The 17,873-nt window shown below is 67.2% G+C and carries 23 protein-coding genes and 4 pseudogenes; 6 read left to right on the top strand and 21 right to left on the bottom strand.

What is annotated here, in order from left to right:
- Window positions 1–88 precede the first annotated feature (88 nt).
- From ACHMWU_RS01840 to ACHMWU_RS01830, 3 genes and pseudogenes are all read right to left on the bottom strand, one after another.
- Entirely contained in the window at window positions 89–244 is a 156-nt protein-coding gene (locus tag ACHMWU_RS01840) for a hypothetical protein (RefSeq protein WP_396041422.1), read from the bottom strand.
- Window positions 245–479: 235 nt separating this feature from the next.
- Window positions 480–785: pseudogene (locus tag ACHMWU_RS01835) on the bottom strand (VOC family protein); the annotation flags it as partial.
- A pseudogene (locus ACHMWU_RS01830) lies at window positions 727–915 on the bottom strand (VOC family protein); the annotation flags it as partial. The pseudogenes ACHMWU_RS01830 and ACHMWU_RS01835, both read right to left, overlap by 59 nt.
- 50 nt (window positions 916–965) lie before the next feature.
- On the opposite strand from ACHMWU_RS01830, the gene ACHMWU_RS01825 reads away from it, so the two are divergent.
- Window positions 966–1,628 (top strand): DUF429 domain-containing protein, encoded by a 663-nt coding sequence (locus ACHMWU_RS01825; protein ID WP_396041421.1) that lies wholly within the window; start codon window positions 966–968, stop codon window positions 1,626–1,628.
- Here ACHMWU_RS01825 and ACHMWU_RS01820 read toward each other — a convergent pair.
- The 11 genes and pseudogenes from ACHMWU_RS01820 to leuA form a co-directional block, all read right to left on the bottom strand.
- Window positions 1,581–1,820, bottom strand: a complete 240-nt coding sequence (locus ACHMWU_RS01820; protein ID WP_396041420.1) for a 2-oxoadipate dioxygenase/decarboxylase family protein — start codon at window positions 1,818–1,820, stop codon at window positions 1,581–1,583. The genes ACHMWU_RS01825 and ACHMWU_RS01820 overlap by 48 nt on opposite strands.
- Window positions 1,723–2,855 (bottom strand): annotated as a pseudogene (locus tag ACHMWU_RS01815) (VOC family protein). The gene ACHMWU_RS01820 and the pseudogene ACHMWU_RS01815 overlap by 98 nt, the downstream one beginning before the upstream one ends.
- The gene (locus ACHMWU_RS01810) at window positions 2,852–4,117 is read right to left on the bottom strand and encodes an aldehyde dehydrogenase family protein (RefSeq protein WP_396041419.1); all 1,266 of its coding nucleotides are present in this window, start codon (window positions 4,115–4,117) and stop codon (window positions 2,852–2,854) included. Before ACHMWU_RS01810 ends, ACHMWU_RS01815 begins: the two are co-directional and overlap by 4 nt.
- Window positions 4,024–4,359, bottom strand: a complete 336-nt coding sequence (locus tag ACHMWU_RS01805) for an aldehyde dehydrogenase family protein (RefSeq protein WP_396041418.1) — start codon at window positions 4,357–4,359, stop codon at window positions 4,024–4,026. The genes ACHMWU_RS01810 and ACHMWU_RS01805 overlap by 94 nt, the downstream gene beginning before the upstream one ends.
- Window positions 4,359–4,664 carry a hypothetical protein gene (locus tag ACHMWU_RS01800; RefSeq protein ID WP_396041417.1) on the bottom strand — a complete coding sequence of 102 codons (306 nt, stop codon included), beginning with the start codon at window positions 4,662–4,664 and terminating at the stop codon, window positions 4,359–4,361. The genes ACHMWU_RS01805 and ACHMWU_RS01800 overlap by 1 nt, the downstream gene beginning before the upstream one ends.
- 14 nt (window positions 4,665–4,678) lie before the next feature.
- Complete coding sequence (locus tag ACHMWU_RS01795) at window positions 4,679–4,822, bottom strand: hypothetical protein (protein ID WP_396041416.1); 144 nt, start codon at window positions 4,820–4,822, stop codon at window positions 4,679–4,681.
- The gene (locus ACHMWU_RS01790; RefSeq protein ID WP_396041415.1) at window positions 4,819–5,442 is read right to left on the bottom strand and encodes a saccharopine dehydrogenase family protein; all 624 of its coding nucleotides are present in this window, start codon (window positions 5,440–5,442) and stop codon (window positions 4,819–4,821) included. Before ACHMWU_RS01790 ends, ACHMWU_RS01795 begins: the two co-directional genes overlap by 4 nt.
- A 318-nt stretch (window positions 5,443–5,760) precedes the next feature.
- The gene (locus ACHMWU_RS01785; RefSeq protein ID WP_396041414.1) at window positions 5,761–6,972 is read right to left on the bottom strand and encodes a carboxypeptidase regulatory-like domain-containing protein; all 1,212 of its coding nucleotides are present in this window, start codon (window positions 6,970–6,972) and stop codon (window positions 5,761–5,763) included.
- Window positions 6,965–7,114 (bottom strand): hypothetical protein, encoded by a 150-nt coding sequence (locus ACHMWU_RS01780; RefSeq protein ID WP_396041413.1) that lies wholly within the window; start codon window positions 7,112–7,114, stop codon window positions 6,965–6,967. Before ACHMWU_RS01780 ends, ACHMWU_RS01785 begins: the two co-directional genes overlap by 8 nt.
- On the bottom strand, window positions 7,083–7,502 hold the full coding sequence (locus ACHMWU_RS01775) for a hypothetical protein (protein ID WP_396041412.1): 420 nt from the start codon (window positions 7,500–7,502) through the stop codon (window positions 7,083–7,085). Before ACHMWU_RS01775 ends, ACHMWU_RS01780 begins: the two co-directional genes overlap by 32 nt.
- 170 nt (window positions 7,503–7,672) lie before the next feature.
- Window positions 7,673–9,413 (bottom strand): annotated as a pseudogene (gene leuA / locus ACHMWU_RS01770) (2-isopropylmalate synthase).
- A gap of 151 nt (window positions 9,414–9,564) precedes the next feature.
- Here leuA and ACHMWU_RS01765 point away from each other — a divergent pair.
- Window positions 9,565–10,518 (top strand): glutathione S-transferase family protein, encoded by a 954-nt coding sequence (locus ACHMWU_RS01765; RefSeq protein WP_396041411.1) that lies wholly within the window; start codon window positions 9,565–9,567, stop codon window positions 10,516–10,518.
- A gap of 11 nt (window positions 10,519–10,529) precedes the next feature.
- On the opposite strand, the gene ACHMWU_RS01760 is transcribed toward ACHMWU_RS01765, so the two are convergent.
- From ACHMWU_RS01760 to ACHMWU_RS01740, 5 genes are read right to left on the bottom strand one after another with little or no spacing between them, the layout of a single operon-like run.
- Entirely contained in the window at window positions 10,530–11,465 is a 936-nt protein-coding gene (locus ACHMWU_RS01760; RefSeq protein ID WP_396041823.1) for a DUF4129 domain-containing transglutaminase family protein, read from the bottom strand.
- Window positions 11,466–11,478: 13 nt separating this feature from the next.
- Entirely contained in the window at window positions 11,479–12,756 is a 1,278-nt protein-coding gene (locus ACHMWU_RS01755) for a DUF3488 domain-containing protein (RefSeq protein ID WP_396041410.1), read from the bottom strand.
- Window positions 12,743–13,324 (bottom strand): DUF58 domain-containing protein, encoded by a 582-nt coding sequence (locus ACHMWU_RS01750; RefSeq protein WP_396041822.1) that lies wholly within the window; start codon window positions 13,322–13,324, stop codon window positions 12,743–12,745. The genes ACHMWU_RS01755 and ACHMWU_RS01750 overlap by 14 nt, the downstream gene beginning before the upstream one ends.
- Entirely contained in the window at window positions 13,288–13,995 is a 708-nt protein-coding gene (locus ACHMWU_RS01745; protein WP_396041863.1) for a hypothetical protein, read from the bottom strand. The genes ACHMWU_RS01750 and ACHMWU_RS01745 overlap by 37 nt, the downstream gene beginning before the upstream one ends.
- Before the next feature lies 1 nt (window position 13,996).
- A complete protein-coding gene (locus tag ACHMWU_RS01740; protein WP_396041409.1) occupies window positions 13,997–14,935 on the bottom strand; it encodes an AAA family ATPase in 939 nt (312 codons plus the stop codon).
- Between the two features lie 117 nt (window positions 14,936–15,052).
- Between ACHMWU_RS01740 and ACHMWU_RS01735 the strand changes: the two genes are divergently transcribed.
- From ACHMWU_RS01735 to ACHMWU_RS01720, 4 genes are read left to right on the top strand one after another with little or no spacing between them, the layout of a single operon-like run.
- A complete protein-coding gene (locus ACHMWU_RS01735; RefSeq protein ID WP_396041408.1) occupies window positions 15,053–15,538 on the top strand; it encodes a flavodoxin family protein in 486 nt (161 codons plus the stop codon).
- An 18-nt stretch (window positions 15,539–15,556) separates the two neighbouring features.
- Window positions 15,557–15,988: a hypothetical protein gene (locus tag ACHMWU_RS01730; RefSeq protein ID WP_396041407.1), complete on the top strand. Its 432-nt coding sequence runs from the start codon at window positions 15,557–15,559 to the stop codon at window positions 15,986–15,988.
- Between the two features lie 41 nt (window positions 15,989–16,029).
- A complete protein-coding gene (locus ACHMWU_RS01725; RefSeq protein WP_396041406.1) occupies window positions 16,030–16,374 on the top strand; it encodes a hypothetical protein in 345 nt (114 codons plus the stop codon).
- Window positions 16,316–16,744: a hypothetical protein gene (locus tag ACHMWU_RS01720; RefSeq protein WP_396041405.1), complete on the top strand. Its 429-nt coding sequence runs from the start codon at window positions 16,316–16,318 to the stop codon at window positions 16,742–16,744. The genes ACHMWU_RS01725 and ACHMWU_RS01720 overlap by 59 nt, the downstream gene beginning before the upstream one ends.
- A gap of 81 nt (window positions 16,745–16,825) precedes the next feature.
- Here ACHMWU_RS01720 and ACHMWU_RS01715 read toward each other — a convergent pair whose 3' ends face one another.
- Both ACHMWU_RS01715 and ACHMWU_RS01710 read right to left on the bottom strand, forming a co-directional pair.
- Window positions 16,826–17,632 carry a PHP domain-containing protein gene (locus tag ACHMWU_RS01715; RefSeq protein ID WP_396041404.1) on the bottom strand — a complete coding sequence of 269 codons (807 nt, stop codon included), beginning with the start codon at window positions 17,630–17,632 and terminating at the stop codon, window positions 16,826–16,828.
- Entirely contained in the window at window positions 17,611–17,847 is a 237-nt protein-coding gene (locus ACHMWU_RS01710; protein WP_396041403.1) for a hypothetical protein, read from the bottom strand. Before ACHMWU_RS01710 ends, ACHMWU_RS01715 begins: the two co-directional genes overlap by 22 nt.
- Window positions 17,848–17,873 lie beyond the last annotated feature (26 nt).

Below are 17,873 nucleotides of genomic sequence, written 5' to 3'. Positions count from 1 at the left end.
GCCGGTGTCGCGGTAGAGGCTCACGCCTCCATTGTGCCGTGCCGCACTGACGATTGCGGCGCAATCGTCAGCGCGGCGCGCTGGAGACTCAGCCTCCAGGCTGCACGTAGCCGCACTCGGACTTCAGGCCCGCCAACAGCTCGTCGAAGCCCTGCTCGTCGGCCTCGGTGAATGCGTAGTCGTCGGCGTCGACGTAGAGCGGGTGATCTTCGGGCAGGTAACGTCCGATTGCCTGGTCGGACATGTCGGAGGCCACGGGCGAGCTGGGCTGCACAGTCGGCCTGCGACGGCGACACTCCCAGCCCGGAGACGCCGTCCTTCATCGCCTCGGCGATGTCGTCGGCAGAGGGACGGCCGAGCGAGCCGCCCCGAACCCACACCATCACCGCCCGAGCATGCCGTCAGAACTACCACTGCGGCAGCGACAACGACTGCCCGTCGGACGAGTGCGATCACGGGAGACAGGATACGAGAGATCCTCAGTCAAGGCAGAACTCATTGCCCTCGGGATCGCGCATCGTGATGAACCCGAGCTCCATCGGCGGCTGCGGCTCGACCCGGTACGCAACGGTCGCGCCAAGCGCGCCCAAGCGGTCGGCCTCGACCTCCAGCGCCGCCATCCGGTCGTCGCCCTGCGCATCGGGAGCGGCGCGGACGTCGAGGTGCACGCGGTTCTTGACGGTCTTGCCCTCGGGCACCCGCTGGAAGAAGATGCGTGGGCCTGAGCCGCCCGTCGGCAGGATGGCCGACTTGGAGTTCCACTCGCTCTGGGGCACTCCGAACGCTTCGAGGGCCGCCTCCCACGAGTCGAATCCTTCGGGGGGTGCTGGAGCCGTAGCCGAGCGCGGCTGCCCAGAACTCGGCCAGGGCGCCGGGGTCGGCGCAGTCGAAGGTGATCTGTATCTCTTTGCTCATGATTCCAGGGTGCCGCTGCCTGCTGACATTTTCCAGGGCAGGATCGAGGCATGGGTGCTGTTCTCGGTGTGGACGGGTGCAAGGGCGGCTGGGTCGGCGTGCTGTGGCGGCGCGATGCGGTCGAGGTGCTGGTCGCGCTCGATCTCGGTTCGCTCGTCGCGCAGGCAGGCGACGTGGACGCTGTCGCGGTCGACATCCCGATCGGGCTCGTCGACGGCACCGATCGAGGTCCTGAGGCACTCGCTCGCGCACGCCTGCCGGGTCGGGCGTCGACGGTGTTCAACGCCCCCGCGCTCGCGGCCCTGCACGCACCGTCGTACGAGGTCGCCAATGCCATGAACCGCACGTCCGTTGGCAAGGGCCTCAGCCGACAGGCCTACTCGCTCCTGCCCAAGATCGTCGACGCCCACGACTACGTCTCCGCGGGTCCGGCGCCCCCGGTGATCGAGGCTCATCCGGAGCTCTGCTTCGCGACCATGAACGGCTCGGTGGTCCGGGAGCCCAAGAAGACGACTGCCGGCGTCGCGATCCGGCGCCGGTTGCTGCTCGACGTCGGCATCGACGTGCCAACCCGTAGGGTCCTGGGTGCCGCGACCGACGACGTCCTCGACGCGGCAGCCGTCGCCTGGACGGCACGCCGTTTTGCCGATGGGGCCGCCGACCGCCTACCGGAGGAACCCCGTCACGTCCTCCGCCCCGCGATCTGGGCCTGACCCGGCGAGACGCTCGGCCTCGTAGAGCGCATACGGGTCGTGGAGCGTCCGTCCAAGGACGTCCTGCATCCACCTGGCATCGCGCGCAGCCGCCTCACGGGTCGCGTCGATCGTGCCATCGCTCGTGAGGTTCGAGGCGAAGATGCCGGCTGCCGACTTGGGCAGGAAGTCCTCGTAGACGATCGGCGCCAACGTGCCGTCGGACGAGCGGATGAAGTAGGCGAGGTCGGCGGCATCGCAGCTCGGCATCCGTCGCCGGAAAGGCCTCGATCCCGCTCCGGTCGTAGAGCTCGCGCCCCTTCGGAGTCAGCGCCACTCCCCTGGCCTCGACCTCACCGAACCGGACCCGCAGCTCCCCGGTCGACACGCTCCCGTCTGGCTCGCGAAAGGCACGGGGCTCCCCCAGCGCCCGGAACGACGTCTGCCGCAGCAGCACGTCGGCCTTGTCGGTGCGCGGCGGACCCTGGATCCGGTCGATCATCTCGATCCCCCGCCCGGTCATCCTCGCGTACAGGTCGTCGATGTCGAGGACGCGCGGCGTCAGGTGGTTGATGTGGGTCGACGCGACCCCGCCGATGTCGGCGGCGACGCTCGAGACCGCCTCGAGACGCGTGTACCACGCACGATCGACGGGTTCAGGTGACAACGCGAACGCCGCTGTCGCCAGCTCGATGAATCGATCGGCCTCGGCGAACGAGAAGCTCGTGCTGGTCCTCCATCCGGTCGGCCAGCGTGAGCAGCCGTCGCTGAACAGCGTCCGCGCCTCCAAGAACTCGCGCAACGCAGCCTCGAGCTCGGCGTCGAAGAACCGCCGGTCGTCCACCACGAGCAGCGAGGTGAAGACCCGGAACGGGTTGTGGGCCAGCTCTGGCCTGGCGAGGGGACGAAAGGCCGTCGAGACCACGGGGATGGGCGGCGTAGCCTCACGCAGGTCGTAGAACCCGACCGGATACATCCCGCACGCACCGAAGATGCGGGCGACCTGCGCCAGCTCCTGCGGGGTACCCACCGGATCGCGCCGTGCCGCTCAGCCGTGACCCGCTCGATCGACCCGAACCGTTCGGCGTCGGCGCGTGCGGCCAGGACATCGGCGTTGACCGCCGCCGACACCTCGACCAGCGTGTTGTACGCCGGAACTTCCGAGCCGTACAGCTCGGACAGGCTGCGAGCGAACCGGGAGCGCAGCCAGGTCGGCGAGACTGCTGCCCCCGACACCTCGTCGGTCATCCGAATTCGACCCCTTGGGCCAGGGGCAGCTCGGTCGAGTAGTTCACGGTGTTGGTCGAACGCCGCATGTAGGCGCGCCAGGCATCGGATCCGGACTCCCGGCCGCCGCCGGTCTCCTTCTCCCCGCCGAACGCGCCGCCGATCTCGGCGCCTGACGGGCCGATGTTGACGTTGGCGATACCGCAGTCGGAGCCGATCGCCGAGACGAACGTCTCGGCCTCCCGCACGTCGAGCGTGAAGATCGACGACGACAATCCCTGTGCGACGTCGTTGTGCAGTCGCACCGCATCGGAGAAGTCGGAGTACGCCAGCACGTACAGCAGCGGGGCGAAGGTCTCGGTCTTGACGATGTCGCTCTGCGCCGGCATGTCGACGATCGCCGGTTGCACGTAGAAGCCGCTGCCGTCGACCTCGGCCCGCGCGCCGCCGGTCACGAGCTTGCCGCCATCGGCCTGCGCCTGCTCGACGGCCTGGCCGAAGGCATCGAAGGCGCTCTCGTCGACCAGTGGCCCGACGAGGGTCGACGACTCCAACGGCGAGCCGATCGGGAGCGTCTCGTACGCGGCGCTGAGCCTGGTCACCAGATCGTCCTTGATCGACTCGTGCACGATGATCCGCCGCAGCGACGTGCACCGCTGCCCGGCCGTGCCGACCGCCGAGAACACGATGCCGCGCACCGCCAGGTCGAGATCGGCCGACGGAGCGACGATCGCCGCGTTGTTGCCGCCGAGCTCGAGCAGCGTGCGCCCCAGGCGAGCGGCCACGCGGGGCGCGACCTCCTTGCCCATCCGGGTCGACCCCGTCGCCGACACCAGTGGCACGCGTGGGTCGTCGACCATCACCTCACCGATCGTGCGATCTCCGACCAGCACCGACGACAGCCCTTCGGGCACCCCGCAGCGCCGCCCGGCCTCGAGCGCGAGCGCCTGGCAGGCCAGCGCAGTCAGCAAGGTCTTCTCCGATGGCTTCCACACGACGGCGTCGCCGCACACGAAGGCCAGTGCCGCATTCCACGACCACACCGCGACCGGGAAGTTGAACGCCGAGATGACGCCGACGACGCCCAAGGGGTGCCACTGCTCCATCATCCGGTGGCCGGGACGTTCGGTGGCGATCGTCAGACCGTGCAGCTGGCGCGACAGGCCGACCGCCAGGTCGCAGATGTCGATCATCTCCTGGACCTCGCCGAGCCCCTCCGAGACGATCTTGCCGGCCTCGATCGACACCAGCGCCCCGAGATCGTCCTTGTGCTCGCGCAGCAAGCTCGCCCGAGCTCGCGCACGAACTGGCCCCGCACCGGCGCCGGAACGGTGCGCCACTGCTCGAAGGCGGTCTGCGCCTGGCCGATGACGTCGTGGACGTCGTCAGCGGTGTGTGACCGCAGCCGGCCCAGCTCGCTGCCGTCGATCGGCGACCGACAGACCAGATCGCCGTCGGCGACGAATGGATCACCCGCACCGAGTCGGTCGAAGATCTCCAGCGTGCGTGTCGCGATGTCCGTCATCAGACCTTCCCCTGCTTCTCGAAGTGTCGACCGGCCTGCGTCGAGAACAACGCATCCAGCGTGATGTCTTCCTGCTTGATGAATCCCGAGTCTTGCAGGCTGCCTTCAGCCACGAGCTCGACGACGCTGACCGCCGACGCCGCGGTCGTCCACGAGATGGCTCGCCAGGTTCGACCGGAGATGTCGATGGGCTTGTAGGCCCGGACGTGGTTCTGCCGGAACGGCATGCCCGCCTTGACGCCCTCGACGGCGGCGTGGATGTAGACGACGTCGTCGTTGACCGGCGGCTTCGCATCGACCAGCATGCGACCGACGAGGCTCACGTTGTTTCGCGCAGGTTCAGCTCGTCGAACAGGAAGTGCATCTGGTCGAAGTGTCCGGGGTAGCGCAGGGTCTTGTAGTCGAGCCGGTGGACGCTGCCCTCGTACGTCTCGCACATCGTGCCCAGGCCACCGGAGGTCAAGGCGGCCTCGAGCCGATCCCGCCGATGAAGACCCGTTCCTTCTCGGTCATCGCAGGCACCATCTGGCGGTGTCCTTGACGCAGCACCTCACAGTCGTTGAGGTACTCGTTGACGACGCCTTCGGGCGACCAGTTGATGGCATAGCCCAACAGCCCGGTGGGGTTCTGCGGCAGGGCGCCGACCTTGAGCTCGATCGAGCGGATGTCGTCGAAGGTCTTGGCGATCGAGGCGCCGATGATGCCGATCAGGCCGGGTGCGAGCCCACACTGAGGGGCGAACACCGAGCGTGGGGAGTCGGCGGCCAGCTCGATGACTCGGTTGGTCGTCGGCACGTCCTCGGTCAGGTCGAAGTAGTGGGTGCCGGCGGCGTGCGCGGCCTCGGCGACGTCGATGTTGAGGTGATAGGGCAGGCACGAGACCACGGCGTCGACGCCCCGCAACGATTCACGGAGCCCGCTGGCATCTTGCACGTCGAGCGGCTTGACCTCGAAGTCGAGGTCGGTGCGGGGCGATGCGTCGTATCCGACGACCTTGAACCCGGACTCCCCCAGCATCACGGCGACGAGCTCGCCGACCTTGCCGAGGCCGAAGACTGCGACTTGATTGATGATGCGTGTCATCGATCCTCCTCGTGAACCGGCGGATCTTGCGCCGGACAGCTGAATCACGCCGAAGGGTGATCGGCGTCACATCGAGCCTAACGTGCCACCGAGGAGTTTTCTATACCGTCTGGCCGGTACACCAAATTGTCATCAGCAGGAAACACGAGAGGGTCTGTGGCAGCCATGGCTGCCACAGACCCTCTCCATCGACCTCTGAGCAGTGCTACTTCTTGGCCACTCGCTTGCTGGCAGAGAACGTCGCGCCAGGCTTCCAGCCACTGGCCGCATTTGAGGCCGTGACCCTGACCTTGATCAGCTTGCGGCGATCAGCCTTCGTCAGCTCGGCCTCGACTTCGTCGCACCCTTGATGGCCTTGCCGTTACGGAACCAGGCATAGGCGTACTTGTTGCCTGCCACACCGTTCCAGTCGCCGACCGTCGTACGGAGCGTCTTGCCCCGCTTGGCGGTGCCGGTGACCTTCGGCGCCGCGATCGCGGCGAGCTGCTGGGTCAGTGCGACGTTGACGCCCTTGACGACGCTCGCGTCACCGATCGTGATCGTCGTCGCCGAGTCCATCGAGTACTTCTTGGACCACCACTGGCCGATCAGTGGCAGTCTCGACTCGCTGCGGTACAGATACCCGCTGAAACGCAGCTTGTACCGACCTGGCGTCAGGTAGCCGAACGAGTACCCCTCGCCGGCATCGAACCGGTCCGAGTCGACCAAGTCACCAGACTCGCTGAACAACACAGCCTCCCCCTCGCTCCACACCGTGCGGGTGCTGGCAGGAAGCGCGACCGTGCCGGAGATCTTGCCGAACGCCACGAGAGACCGAGAGACGTCAGCGCCCTTGGTCGTGCCGACCTTGACCCGCAGGCTCGTAGTGGCATCGGTGACGTAACGCTCACGGTCGTCGTAGAAGGAGATCCGATAGTCGCCCGGCTCGATGTCCTTGAACGAGAACCGTCCCCGACGATTGGTCTCAGCATTCTCCACCCACCGGTCCTGGCCGATGTTGTACAAGCTGACGTCGATGTCGTCGATCCCCGAGCCGTACCTGTTCTTGACGACTCCCGAGAGCAGCACACCGGTAGTGTCGACCGACTGGCTCGCCAGAGACACGTTCTTGCCGGTCACGCCTGCCTCGGCGACCGTGATGGTCGTCGCGCCAGCCATCGTGGCCGAGTTCGAGAAGAACTCCTCGACGAACTCGCCGTCGTAGTCGATGAACCGCAGGATGTACTCGCCCGGTTGCAGGTTGCGCAGCCGGTACGTGCCGTCGGCGGCTGTGGAGACACTGCCGCGGCTCACCCACGATTGAGTACCGGTGTCGTACTGCAGTGCCGTGACATCGATGTCCCGCAACGGGACGGACGGCGCGCCGGCCTCCGCGTCGCTGGTCACCTTGCCAGCGATCATGGTGCCGTAGTTGATCGTGATCCTCGGTACGGCAGTCACCTTGTCTGCCGTCACCGTGTACGCCGCAGCGCTTTGGTAGTCCACGCCGCCGATCCAGTAGGAGCTGAAGTCTCCGCAGTAGCTAGCCATCCGCAAGCTTGTAGGTCCCGGGCTTCAGGGTCATCGAGAACTTGCCCGAGTTGCTGGTCTGCAGGTGGTGGTAGCTGCCAGGCGCGAAATAGACCTCGAAATAGGCGCAGTCATAGGCAAGCTTGCTGACTATCGACGACATCTCCGGAGAGCGTTCCCACTCGAGCCTGCAGCACGACGTCGCCGAAGTAGTACGCCGAGTCCTTGACCTGGAAGGGGCCGACGACCTTCTCGATGGTGTCTGTGCCAGCCGGTGTGACCTTCAGCCAGGTCGCACCTGCGGCAAGAGCAGGGAACTCGAACTGGCCGTCCGCGGTCACCTCAACGGCCTCGGGCGCGACGGTGGACGTGCGCGGATCGGCCTTGTAGGCGCGAACCGTGGACGACACTCCGCCGTACGAGTGATCGTCAAGGACCTTTCCGATGCCTTCGACCGTCGACAGGTCGGCGTTCGCAGCAGTCGACATGCCTGGAACGACCAGTGCAAGCGACAGGGCCGCGAGTGCGGCGATGAAGCGCGGGGATCTCATCTGAGTCCTTTCGTGAGAGGTTGACTGTCAGCCCGTCCCCCCACGGGACAAACAGGGAATCTAGCAGGCACACGGCTCACAGGGCCGTCACGACGGACTCCCCTGGAACCGGACATGCCAACGGCCTGCTGCCTCGACATCGAGGCAGCAGGCCGTTGGTCTCGTAAAGGTCAGGCCGGAATCGTCTGCGCTGCGGCTCGGTTGGCCGCCGAGACGACAGCGCGCAGCGAGGCGGTCACGATGTTCTCGTGGATGCCGACTCCCCACACGGTCTCACCAGCCACGTCGCACTCCACGTACGCTGCGGCGCGAGTCGTGGCACCCTCGGTGCCGGGTGCCAGGGCGTGCTCGGAGTAGTCGAGCAGGCGGATGTCGGCGCCGGCCTGTCGCAAGCTGTCGACGAACGCCGCGACCGGCCCGTTGCCAGCGCCCTTGAAGTGCTGCACCTCGCCACGCACCCGCATCTCGACGACCTGCTCGTCGCTGCCGTCGGGTGACGTGACCGAGCTGAAGCTCTGCAGCGCGTACGGCTCCTCACGCTGCAGGTACTCGCGATCGAAGGCCGCCCAGATCTCGGCCGGCTCGATCTCGCCGGCCTCGCCCTCGGTCAGCGCCTGGACGACCTGGCTGAACTCGATCTGCAGACGACGCGGCAGGTCGAGCTGGTGGTCGTTCTTCAGGATGTATGCGACGCCGCCCTTGCCGGACTGGCTGTTGACCCGGATGACCGCCTCGTAGGAACGTCCGACGTCCTTGGGGTCGATCGGCAGGTACGGAACGGCCCACGGCGCCTCGTCGACGGTCGTGCCGGCCGCGGCCGCGTCGATCGCCATGTGCTCGAAGCCCTTCTTGATCGCGTCCTGGTGCGAGCCGCTGAACGCGGTGTAGACCAGGTCGCCGCCATAGGGATGACGCTCGGGGACGGGCAAGCTCGTCGCAGTACTCGACCGTGCGTCGGATCTCGTCGATGCCGCGGAAGTCGATCTGGGGGTCGATGCCCTGGCTGAAGATGTTGAGGCCCAGCGTGACCAGGCAGACGTTGCCGGTGCGCTCGCCGTTGCCGAACAGGCAGCCTTCGATGCGGTCGGCGCCTGCCATGTAGCCCAGCTCGGCCGCCGCCACACCCGTGCCGCGGTCGTTGTGCGGGTGCAGCGACAGGACGATGCTGTCGCGGCGCGGCAGGTTGCGGTGCATCCACTCGATCGAGTCGGCGTAGACGTTCGGCACCGCCATCTCGACCGTGGCCGGCAGGTTGATGATCAGCGGCCAGTCGGGCGTCGGGTTGATGACGTCGATGACGGCGCTGCAGACCTCCAGCGCGTAGTCGAGCTCGGTGCCTGTGTACGACTCCGGCGAGTACTCGTAGAAGATCTGGGTGTCGGGGGTGTGGATCTCGGCGTACTTCATGCACAGCCGCGCGCCCTGTGTGGCGATGTCCGTGATGCCGTCCTTGTCGAGTCCGAACACGACCCGCCGCTGCAGCGTCGACGTGGAGTTGTAGAAGTGGACGATCGCCTGCTTGGCGCCCACCAGCGACTCGAAGGTCCGGTCGATCAGCGGCTCGCGGCACTGGGTCAGCACCTGGATGACGACGTCGTCGGGGATCAGGTCGCCCTCGATCAGCTGACGGACGAAGTCGAAGTCGGTCTGGCTCGCGCTGGGGAAACCGACCTCGATCTCCTTGTAGCCCATCCGGACCAGCAGCTGGAACATCGCCAGCTTGCGGGCCGGGGTCATCGGATCGATCAGGGCCTGGTTGCCGTCACGCAGGTCGACCGCGCACCAACGCGGCGCCTCGGTGATCGACTTGCTGGGCCACGTGCGATCAGGCAGCTCGATCGGCACGAAGGGCGCATAGCGACCGAAGGCCATTCCGCTGGGCTGCTGGGGGGTGTTGACGTACGAGTTCATCGTGCTCCTCGGGGTGTTTGTCTGTGTGTCTGTCTGGCTGTTCGAGCGGCCGGGACGTGACAAACTCCGCGCCGAGGGGTCCGACCTAGAGGACCTCGACGCGGCAAAGAAGGAGCGAGCGGAATTGCTGCATGGCCCTAAGGTTATCAGCATGGCTTCTGAGCAGAAAATGGGATCGTACGTCGAGCCGAACAAGGAGTTCGACCGCGACATGAACTACATCCCCGACCGGATCACCCGCGACGGCCGCGACGGCTGGCCGGTCGAGCCCGACCGTTACCGGCTCGTCGTCGCCCGCGCCTGCCCGTGGGCCAATCGCGCGATCATCGTGCGGCTGCTGCTCGGGCTCGAAGACGTCATCTCAATCGGCTACTGCGGCCCGACGCATGACGAGCGCAGCTGGACCTTTGACCTCGATCCTGGTGGACGCGATCCAGTGCTGGGAATCGAACGCATCCAGGAGGCTTACCTCAAGCGCTTCCCTGATTATCCGCGCGGCATCACGGTGCCGGTGATCGTCGACGTGCCGACAGGACAGGTCGTGACGAACGACTTCCCGTGGATCACCCACGACTTCTCGACCGAGTGGACGCAGTTCCACCGCGAGGGCGCGCCTGACCTGTGGCCGGCCGACGTACGTGACGAGATGGAAGTCGTCATGAAGCGGATCTTCACCGAGATCAACAACGGGGTGTACCGCTGTGGCTTCGCGGGCACCCAGGAGGCGTACGAGTCGGCCTACGACCGGCTCTGGGACGCGATGGACTGGCTGGAGGAACGCCTGGCCGGGCAGCGTTACCTCATGGGCGACAGCATCACCGAGGCCGACGTGCGCCTGTTCACGACGCTGGCCCGCTTCGACGCGGTCTATCACGGTCACTTCAAGTGCAACCGCAACAAGCTGACCGAGATGCCGGTCCTGTGGGCGTATGCCCGTGACCTGTTCCAGACGCCGGGCTTCGGCGAGACGATCGACTTCGATCAGATCAAGAAGCACTACTACGTCGTCCACACCGACATCAATCCGACTCAGATCGTGCCGAAGGGGCCCGAGCCTGAGGTGTGGCTGACCCCGCACGGCCGGGAGTCGCTCACCGCCAGCTGAGCCTCGGCCGCTCAACGAGCGGCCGGCACCTCGTGCGGCAAGAGCTTGGCTCGCAGGACGGTCGGCCGTCCTGCCAGGGAGCGCGGCAGCAGCGTCGCGACGAGGCGCTGTCGTCGGGTCGAGCCGGCGCGGACCGAGTCCAGCACCGCGACCAGGTCGTCGACGCCGTCACCGTCCTGGGTGGCGTCGCGGGAGAACCGGGCGATCTCGACTCGTTGCAGCAGCGCCTCGAGCGATTCGGCGTCGATGCCTGGCCGGTCCAGAAGACGACCCGCGAATCCCCGCGGGGTGTCGGCTGCCGACGTGGGCACGCCGAAGTCACGTGCCACGTCCTCGAGCTCACGCCACAGAGCGCCAACCTCGTGCCGTCCACGGCGCATCCGCCAACGACGCCTCAGGACGCGCACCAAGCCCGGTGCGACCGCCAGGACCAGGAGCCCGGCCAGTGTCGCGAGCAGGGTGCGTGACGACGTGTCGGTCTCGACGACCGTCGTCGGTGCTCCGCTGTCGAGCTGGCTCGTCGGGCGACGGTCCCGCTGGTTCGGCGTCGCCGACTCACTGTCGGGGGTGTCACCAGCAGCAGCCGACGCCGGCTCCTGGAAGCGAGTCGCGTCGCCGATGCTTGTCGTCGGGTCGAACCGGGTCCAGCCCACGCCTTGGAAGTAGATCTCGGTCCAGGCGTGCAGATCGTCCGAGGTCGCCTCGAACTCCACGCGATCGCCCTTCAACCCGATCCGCGTCCCAGGCGCGTACCCGACGGCGATGCGCGAGGGTATGCCCAGCGTGCGGGCCATCACGGCCATCGCCGACGAGAAGTGGACGCAGTACCCCGAGCGGTTCTCGAGGAACTTGGCGATGACGTCGACGCCGTTGCCGTCGTAGTCATCGGCCACCGGAGCAGACTCGGAGTAGCGGAAGCCGCCGCCCGAACGGAACCAGCTCTGCAACGCCAGGACCCGGTCATAGTCGTTGTCCTCGTCGGCGGTGACCTCGGCGGCGGTGTCGGCGATGATCGGCGGCAGGTCGTCGGGCAGCGCGACGTAGGGGTCGAGCGAGCGACCGACGTAGGTGCTGAGTGCGCGCATCTGCTCGGCGGTCGGCTGGACGTCGAGGCTGGTGACGGTGTAAGCTCTGGCCGCGTGAGTCGTCCTCGCTCGACATCAGGGTCATCCCGGGCCGTTCGAAGGTCCACCGTCCCTCGAGTCCCTCGACAGTCCCCATCGCCGGGTACGGCACCGGCAGCATCTGGCTGCGGAGCCGCTTGATCATGATCGTGGTCCTGACCTGCTCGGACTCGATCCCGTCGAACACGCTCAGCTCACCCTCCAACGGGGCGAGACGAGAGCTCTGCACGGGACGCCACGTCTTGCCCGTGAAGTCCCGCAACGTCGCCACCTTGAGGTACTGGGCCTCGTCGGTCGAGCTCGTGTAGGTCAGTGCCTGCGCCGTGGAGTTGCGCCGCAGGTTCTGACCCAGCTCGAGCATGGGGTTGATGCCTCGGCCGAAGACGGCTGGCGGCGGCTTGCCCCACGACGAGGCTACGGCGCTCACGTCGGGTGACACCGCGACGAATCCGACCGACGCCACGAGCGCAGCGACGCCGACGAGTGCCGCCGGCACGGCGCTGCGACCCAGCAGGCTCGTCGTCGCGGTGCGAGATCGCAGCAGCACGAGCCACAGGGCCGCGGCGGTCACGAAGATCCACACCGGCGGGGTGTCCCCCGAGATCATCGCGGGGGTCACGAACACCGCGATGAGGAGAGCCCCCACCAACCCGGCAGCACGCCGGTGCTGCAGCATCACGTCAGCGACGATCACCAAGAGCCCGAACGACGCGGCGAGCAGCAGCACGATGGGCTTGCCCGCGGCGACGGGAGCACGCTCCTCGACGATGATGTCCTGCGCATTGCCGACCAGCTCGGCCAACCGCACGAAGGTCTGCTTGGTCGGCAGGATGACCATGAGGGTCTCCGGCACGAAGACCCAGGTGATGGCGAGGAACTCCACCACGAGCGCAACCGGCGTGACGATGCGCAGACCGATCGCCCGCAGCACGGCGCACGTCGTCGCGACCATCACCGCGATGAGCGTCGTCGTGATCCGCCAGTCAGAACCTTCGACGACGGTGCTGAAGCCAGTCATCAGCACCAGCAGGGCGATCAGGACGAGGCCGTGATCGAGCCACGTCTCGGTCGCCGCCCTGGAGGCAGCGGCGGGGCGGGGGTCAGGACGCAACATGGCTGAACGCCTGATCGAAGCGGGACCAGCACTCGGCCAGGTCGTCCTTGGGCGTGTAGGTCACGACGTTCCAGCGCGCACCGTGCAGCAGGTCGAGCACGTCGTCCCTGGTGCCGTGCGCGACGAACGCCATGATCGCCCGCGATGCGGAGAGCGTCGAGACCCAGTGCCGCGCTCGCTCGACGTCGAGCCGCCCAAGCACGACGAACGTCGTCCGTTCTGCCACGGCTGCACCCTCGTGATCGTGCTCCTCTGGGGTCAGCACGGCCAGGTCGGCCATCGCGTCCTCGAGCGTGTCCTGGCCGTCGGCCACGAACCGGTCGACCGCGTGGCCATTCGACTGCACCGTGACCACGTACCCGGCTCGCACCAGGTGGGACGAGATCGAGGCAACCGCGACGATCGACCACTCGAACGACGGCGAGTACTCCCACGCATCGGACCGGTCGCGCGCCGTGCCCTGGCTGCTGGGTTCGGCATCGAGCCACACTGCGGCTCGTGGAGTGACCTGCTGCTCCTCCTGGCGGACCATCAGCTCGGCGCGGTGTGCCGTGGCCTTCCAGTGGATCCGCTTGAGCGCATCTCCTGGTAGGTAGGTCCGGGCGATGACGTCGTCGTCGCCGACCCCGACGTGCTGGGTGCTGGCCTGGTCGCTCCGTCCTCGCTCGATCCGCGCGGCCTGATCGCCGGCAGGTCGACGATGCGCGGCAGCACCGTCAGCGCCTCGGTCGTGCCGAACGTGTGGCGCCGATAGACCAGGCCGAAGGGATCTTGGACGTCGACCTGGACCGGGCCGATGTCGTGTCGGCCACGGCGTAGACCCTGCAGGTCGTACGAGAACGCCACCTGCGAGCTCGTGCTGTGGCTGCCACCCAGCGCCGGGAGTCGGCCAGAGGCGTCGCCCGTCATGCCGTGCGGCAAGCGGTCTTCCCAGCTGGCCTCGAGGCAGGGCAGGACCGACATGTTGGTGATGCGGATCGTCGCGTGAGACAGCGTGCCGGGCGGAACGATCTGGGGCGAGAATGCGCGCTCTATCCGCACCCGTGAGTGGCCGACGAAGACGAAGCACGCGTTGATCAGCACGAGCGCCAGCAACAGGCCCGTCACGTAGAGCATCGCGGGCAGCGACATCACCGGGGCGAGCACCAGGGTGACCAGCGCCGCGACGAGGAAACCGGCTCCGCGGCGGGTCACGACCAGGGAGCTTGCGGCGCTGCGCCAGCGACCGTCGGCGGCCATGTCAGCTCGGCTGGACGGCGCCCGCAGGAACCGGCGTCTCGGCGACGATGCGGTCGACGACGGCTGCCACGGAGGCGACACCCCGCATCGGGATCAACCGGTGCGGCAGCACGAACGGTGTCAGCACGTCGATGTCGTCGGGCAGGACGAAGTCGCGGCCGTGGACCGCCGCCCGGGCCTTGGCTGCTCGCACCAGCTGCAGGGTCGCTCGAGGGCTGGCACCGAGGCGTAGCTCGGTGTCGACCCGGGTGGCCTGCACAATGTTGACGGTGTACTGCTCGACCGCCGACGAGACATGCACCTGACGGGCCGTGTGGATCATCTGCTGCACGTCCTCGATCGAGGCGACCGCCTCCAGCCCGTCGAAGGGGTTGTCGGCGTCACGGCCGCGGAGCATGGCCAGCTCAGCAGCCGGATCGGGGTAGCCCATCGAGATGCGGGCCATGAACCGGTCGCGCTGCGCCTCGGGAAGCGCGTACGTGCCTTCCATCTCGAACGGGTTCTGGGTCGCGACGACGGTGAACGGGCTGGCCAGGACGTAGGTCGTGCCGTCGACGGTGACCTGGCGTTCTTCCATCGCCTCGAGCAGGGCCGACTGGGTCTTGGGCGAGGCGCGGTTGATCTCGTCGCCGATCACGATGTTGGCGAACACCGCGCCGGGCTTGAACTCGAACTCGCGCTCGTTCTGGTTGTACACCGACACACCTGTGATGTCGGACGGCAGCAGGTCAGGGGTGAACTGGATGCGTCGCACCGAGCAGCTCACCGAGCGTCCCAGCGCCTTGGCCAGGGCGGTCTTGCCGACGCCGGGAACATCTTCGATCAGCAGATGCCCCTCGGCGAGCAGCACCACCAAGGCGGCTTCTGCGGCCTCTGGCTTGCCGTCGATGATCTTCTCGATGTTGCCGAGAATCGCCTGCGCTACCGTCGCGAACTCCATAGGTGATGGTAGTCACAGATACCCAAACGCGCAGCGTGTAAAAGATGAATGTTCATCTGATCAGGGCGCCATGGCGGGTGCCCGTGGTCCTCGGCCAGTGCTTGATAGCGTCGCGCCATGGCCCGTCTGCTGATCGTGCACCACTCTCCTACGCCGAGCACCCAGCGTCTTCTCGATGCCGTGGTAGCGGGCGCCCAGGACGATGCGATCAGCGGTGTGGACGTCGTCGTGCGGGCGGCACTCTCGACGTCGCTGGACGACGTCGCTGCCACAGACGGATTCGTGCTCGGCACGAGCGCCAACTTCGGGTACATGAGTGGGGCGTTGAAGCACTTCTTCGACTCGTTCTTCCTCGACCTCGGAGGTGCACTGTCCGATGACGGCTCGGCGTCCGGCTCAGCTGGCGGCAAGAAGCCCTACGGCCTCTGGGTGCACGGCCGGTACGACACGACAGGCGCCGTGCGATCGGTGCAGTCGATCGTCGGCGCTCTGCCGTGGGTCCAGGCTGCACAGGTGCTCGAGGTCATGGGCGACGTCGATGCCGCTGCCACTGACTCAGCGTACGAGCTGGGTGCGACGGTCGCCGCGCTGCTGGCTGACTGATCCTGAAACAATGCCGACATGGCAGATCGTCGGAAAACTCTCATCGGCGGCGCACTCGCCGCCGTCCTGGTCGCGGCTCTTGTCGCGATCGTCGTCAACCGCAGTGGTGCCGAGAAGGTCATCAACGCTGGCGGTGACACCTTGGTGCTGGTGGGCAAGGAGTCCGACGAAGGAGCCACGGCCATGGGCGAGGGCGTCCTGACCGACGTCGGAGGCTGCCTCGGACTCAACACCGACGGCCGATCGGTCGTGGTCGTCTGGCCGCACGGCACGACGGTCCAGACACCGGACCCGCTGCGCATCCGATTCGACGGCAAGACCTATGAGCTGGGCGACACGGTGAAGCTCGGCGGAGGTTTTGCCGAGCAGCTCGCCTCGACGAGCTACTTCTACGACCAGGTGCCGAAGACCTGCCAGAGCACCGAGGTCTTCTACTCGCAGGCAGGCTGATCACAGCAGCGCCAGTTGACTCTGCGGGAGATACTGGAGCCATGAGTGCTCCTGACTTCCTGCCGACGCTGTCTGCCGGTTCACACGACGCCGAGCACGGCGAAGCCTGCGTCATGGAATATGTCTCGTTGCTGGCCGGCGAGGAGTGGAGCGACCGCCCCGAGTGCACGCACGAGCTCCTCGCGCACGAGGCCCGGACGGTCAACGACCTGCTGCGTGACAGCGACCGATCGAGGCTGGTCCCGCTGATCGGTCGCCTGTTCGGGACGACCGACGACTCCCCCGCGCTGCGAGCTCGGCTGCGGATCACCCCAGGCCCGCCAGGTCGTGGCTCTGCAGGAACCTGTCGGGCGGGCACGGGTCGCCGCAGCGATCGAACGCGCTGAGTCGTGGATCGGTCGTGAGGGCACCGAGGACGACGTCCGTGCTGCGTTCACCGAGGCGATGCAGTTTCCGCTCGTCGCCGGCGACCTCGACCCCGCCCACGTCGAGTTCCATGCGCGAATGGCTCGGATGTTCCCGTTCGCGCTGTCGCCGCAGCTCGATGCCGCCGAGGCCCATGCGCTCTGCGCGTTGGTCATCGCGCACAAGGTCGCGGCGTCGGGCGAGTGCCGCGCCGACTGCGGCAGCGATCCGGCCCGTGCCAGGCGCATGGTCAAAGACCTCGGACAGCCATCGACGTCTACGACGCCGTCACCGGCCGAACCGCCACAGCTCTCAGTGCCGACGAGGTACGAGAGCTGGCCGACAGCCTGAGCTGACACGTCGGACATCCCCGACCCGTGGGCGGTGACACTGCGACGTTTCCGTGCGTCGGACAGCTCGCTGTGTCACCGCTCAACGCTTCGCGTGTGACCAGTCGAGCAGGCGCTCGACCGGCCACGTCGTGATGATCCGGTCGGCTGGCACGCCGGCCGCTTCGGCGCGGGCTGCTCCGTAGTCGAGAAAGTCCAGCTGACCAGGCGCATGGGCATCAGTGTTGATCGCGAACAAGCACCCGGCGTCCAGAGCCCCGGCGATGAGGTCGTCCGGCGGGTCCTGCCGTTCAGGGCGCGAGTTGATCTCGACCGCGACATCGAACTCGACGCACGCACGGAACACCGCCGCCGCGTCGAACTCTGACTGCGGCCGCGTCCCCCGTCCCCCGGCAACCAGCCGTCCCGTGCAGTGACCGAGGACGTTGGTGTGCGGATCGGCGACCGCCGTAATCATCCGCCGTGTCATGGCACGCCGGTCCATCCGCAGCTTGGAGTGGACGCTCGCGACGACGACATCGAGCCGCTCCAGCATCTCGTCGCTCTGGTCGAGGGCTCCGTCGTCCAGGATGTCGACCTCGATGCCGCTCAACAGCCTGAAGCCGTCGTACAGCTCGTCGACGGCGGCCACGACGTCGAGCTGCTCGGCGAGACGTTCTGCGCTCAGCCCGTTGGCGACCGTGAGACGGGGCGAATGATCGGTCAGCACCTGGTACTCGCGGCCCCGCCAATGCGCGGCTCTGGCCATCTCCTCGATCGGTGAGCCACCGTCCGACCAGTCCGAGTGGCTGTGCAGGTCACCCCGCAGCTGTGCTCGAAGCTTCTGATCCTCCTTCGGCGAGCGGAGTGGTGCCCTCTGAACGCAGATCAGCCAGGTAGTCGGGCACATCTCCGGCGACAGCCTGCACGATGACCCCGAACGTCCGGTCGCCGATGCCCTTGATCCGCCTGAGCCGTCCGTCCGCCGCACGTTTGGCGACCTCGTCGGTGCTGAGGTCGCCGATCGCGGGCAGCAGCGTTGCGGAACGCCTCGACCCGGTAGGTCTTGGCCTGCGCCCGCTCCAGCCAGAAGGCGATCTCCTTAGAGCTTCCGACGGCGTCCATGATCGAGTCTTACCCCGATCTGGTCA

Origin of the sequence: Aeromicrobium sp. UC242_57 (assembly GCF_044452305.1) — a bacterium.
Taxonomy (GTDB): Bacteria; Actinomycetota; Actinomycetes; order Propionibacteriales; family Nocardioidaceae; genus Aeromicrobium.
Note: the sequence above shows the minus strand (reverse complement) of the source record. Positions and strands in the feature narration are given on the sequence as shown.

Bases quoted from the DNA above. Each gene is read 5' to 3' on its own strand.
- ACHMWU_RS01840 (WP_396041422.1), bottom strand. From the start codon at position 244: ATGTCCGACCAGGCAATCGGACGTTACCTGCCCGAAGATCACCCGCTC.
- ACHMWU_RS01825 (WP_396041421.1), top strand. From the start codon at position 966: ATGGGTGCTGTTCTCGGTGTGGACGGGTGCAAGGGCGGCTGGGTCGGC.
- ACHMWU_RS01725 (WP_396041406.1), top strand. From the start codon at position 16,030: ATGAGTGCTCCTGACTTCCTGCCGACGCTGTCTGCCGGTTCACACGAC.
- ACHMWU_RS01785 (WP_396041414.1), bottom strand. From the start codon at position 6,972: ATGGCTAGCTACTGCGGAGACTTCAGCTCCTACTGGATCGGCGGCGTG.
- ACHMWU_RS01710 (WP_396041403.1), bottom strand. From the start codon at position 17,847: ATGGACGCCGTCGGAAGCTCTAAGGAGATCGCCTTCTGGCTGGAGCGG.
- ACHMWU_RS01800 (WP_396041417.1), bottom strand. From the start codon at position 4,664: ATGCTGGTCGATGCGAAGCCGCCGGTCAACGACGACGTCGTCTACATC.
- ACHMWU_RS01765 (WP_396041411.1), top strand. From the start codon at position 9,565: ATGGCTTCTGAGCAGAAAATGGGATCGTACGTCGAGCCGAACAAGGAG.
- ACHMWU_RS01780 (WP_396041413.1), bottom strand. From the start codon at position 7,114: ATGTCGTCGATAGTCAGCAAGCTTGCCTATGACTGCGCCTATTTCGAG.
- ACHMWU_RS01745 (WP_396041863.1), bottom strand. From the start codon at position 13,995: ATGGCCGCCGACGGTCGCTGGCGCAGCGCCGCAAGCTCCCTGGTCGTG.
- ACHMWU_RS01805 (WP_396041418.1), bottom strand. From the start codon at position 4,359: ATGACGGACATCGCGACACGCACGCTGGAGATCTTCGACCGACTCGGT.
- ACHMWU_RS01735 (WP_396041408.1), top strand. From the start codon at position 15,053: ATGGCCCGTCTGCTGATCGTGCACCACTCTCCTACGCCGAGCACCCAG.
- ACHMWU_RS01775 (WP_396041412.1), bottom strand. From the start codon at position 7,502: ATGAGATCCCCGCGCTTCATCGCCGCACTCGCGGCCCTGTCGCTTGCA.
- ACHMWU_RS01730 (WP_396041407.1), top strand. From the start codon at position 15,557: ATGGCAGATCGTCGGAAAACTCTCATCGGCGGCGCACTCGCCGCCGTC.
- ACHMWU_RS01755 (WP_396041410.1), bottom strand. From the start codon at position 12,756: ATGTTGCGTCCTGACCCCCGCCCCGCCGCTGCCTCCAGGGCGGCGACC.
- ACHMWU_RS01790 (WP_396041415.1), bottom strand. From the start codon at position 5,442: ATGACACGCATCATCAATCAAGTCGCAGTCTTCGGCCTCGGCAAGGTC.
- ACHMWU_RS01740 (WP_396041409.1), bottom strand. From the start codon at position 14,935: ATGGAGTTCGCGACGGTAGCGCAGGCGATTCTCGGCAACATCGAGAAG.
- ACHMWU_RS01715 (WP_396041404.1), bottom strand. From the start codon at position 17,632: ATGTGCCCGACTACCTGGCTGATCTGCGTTCAGAGGGCACCACTCCGC.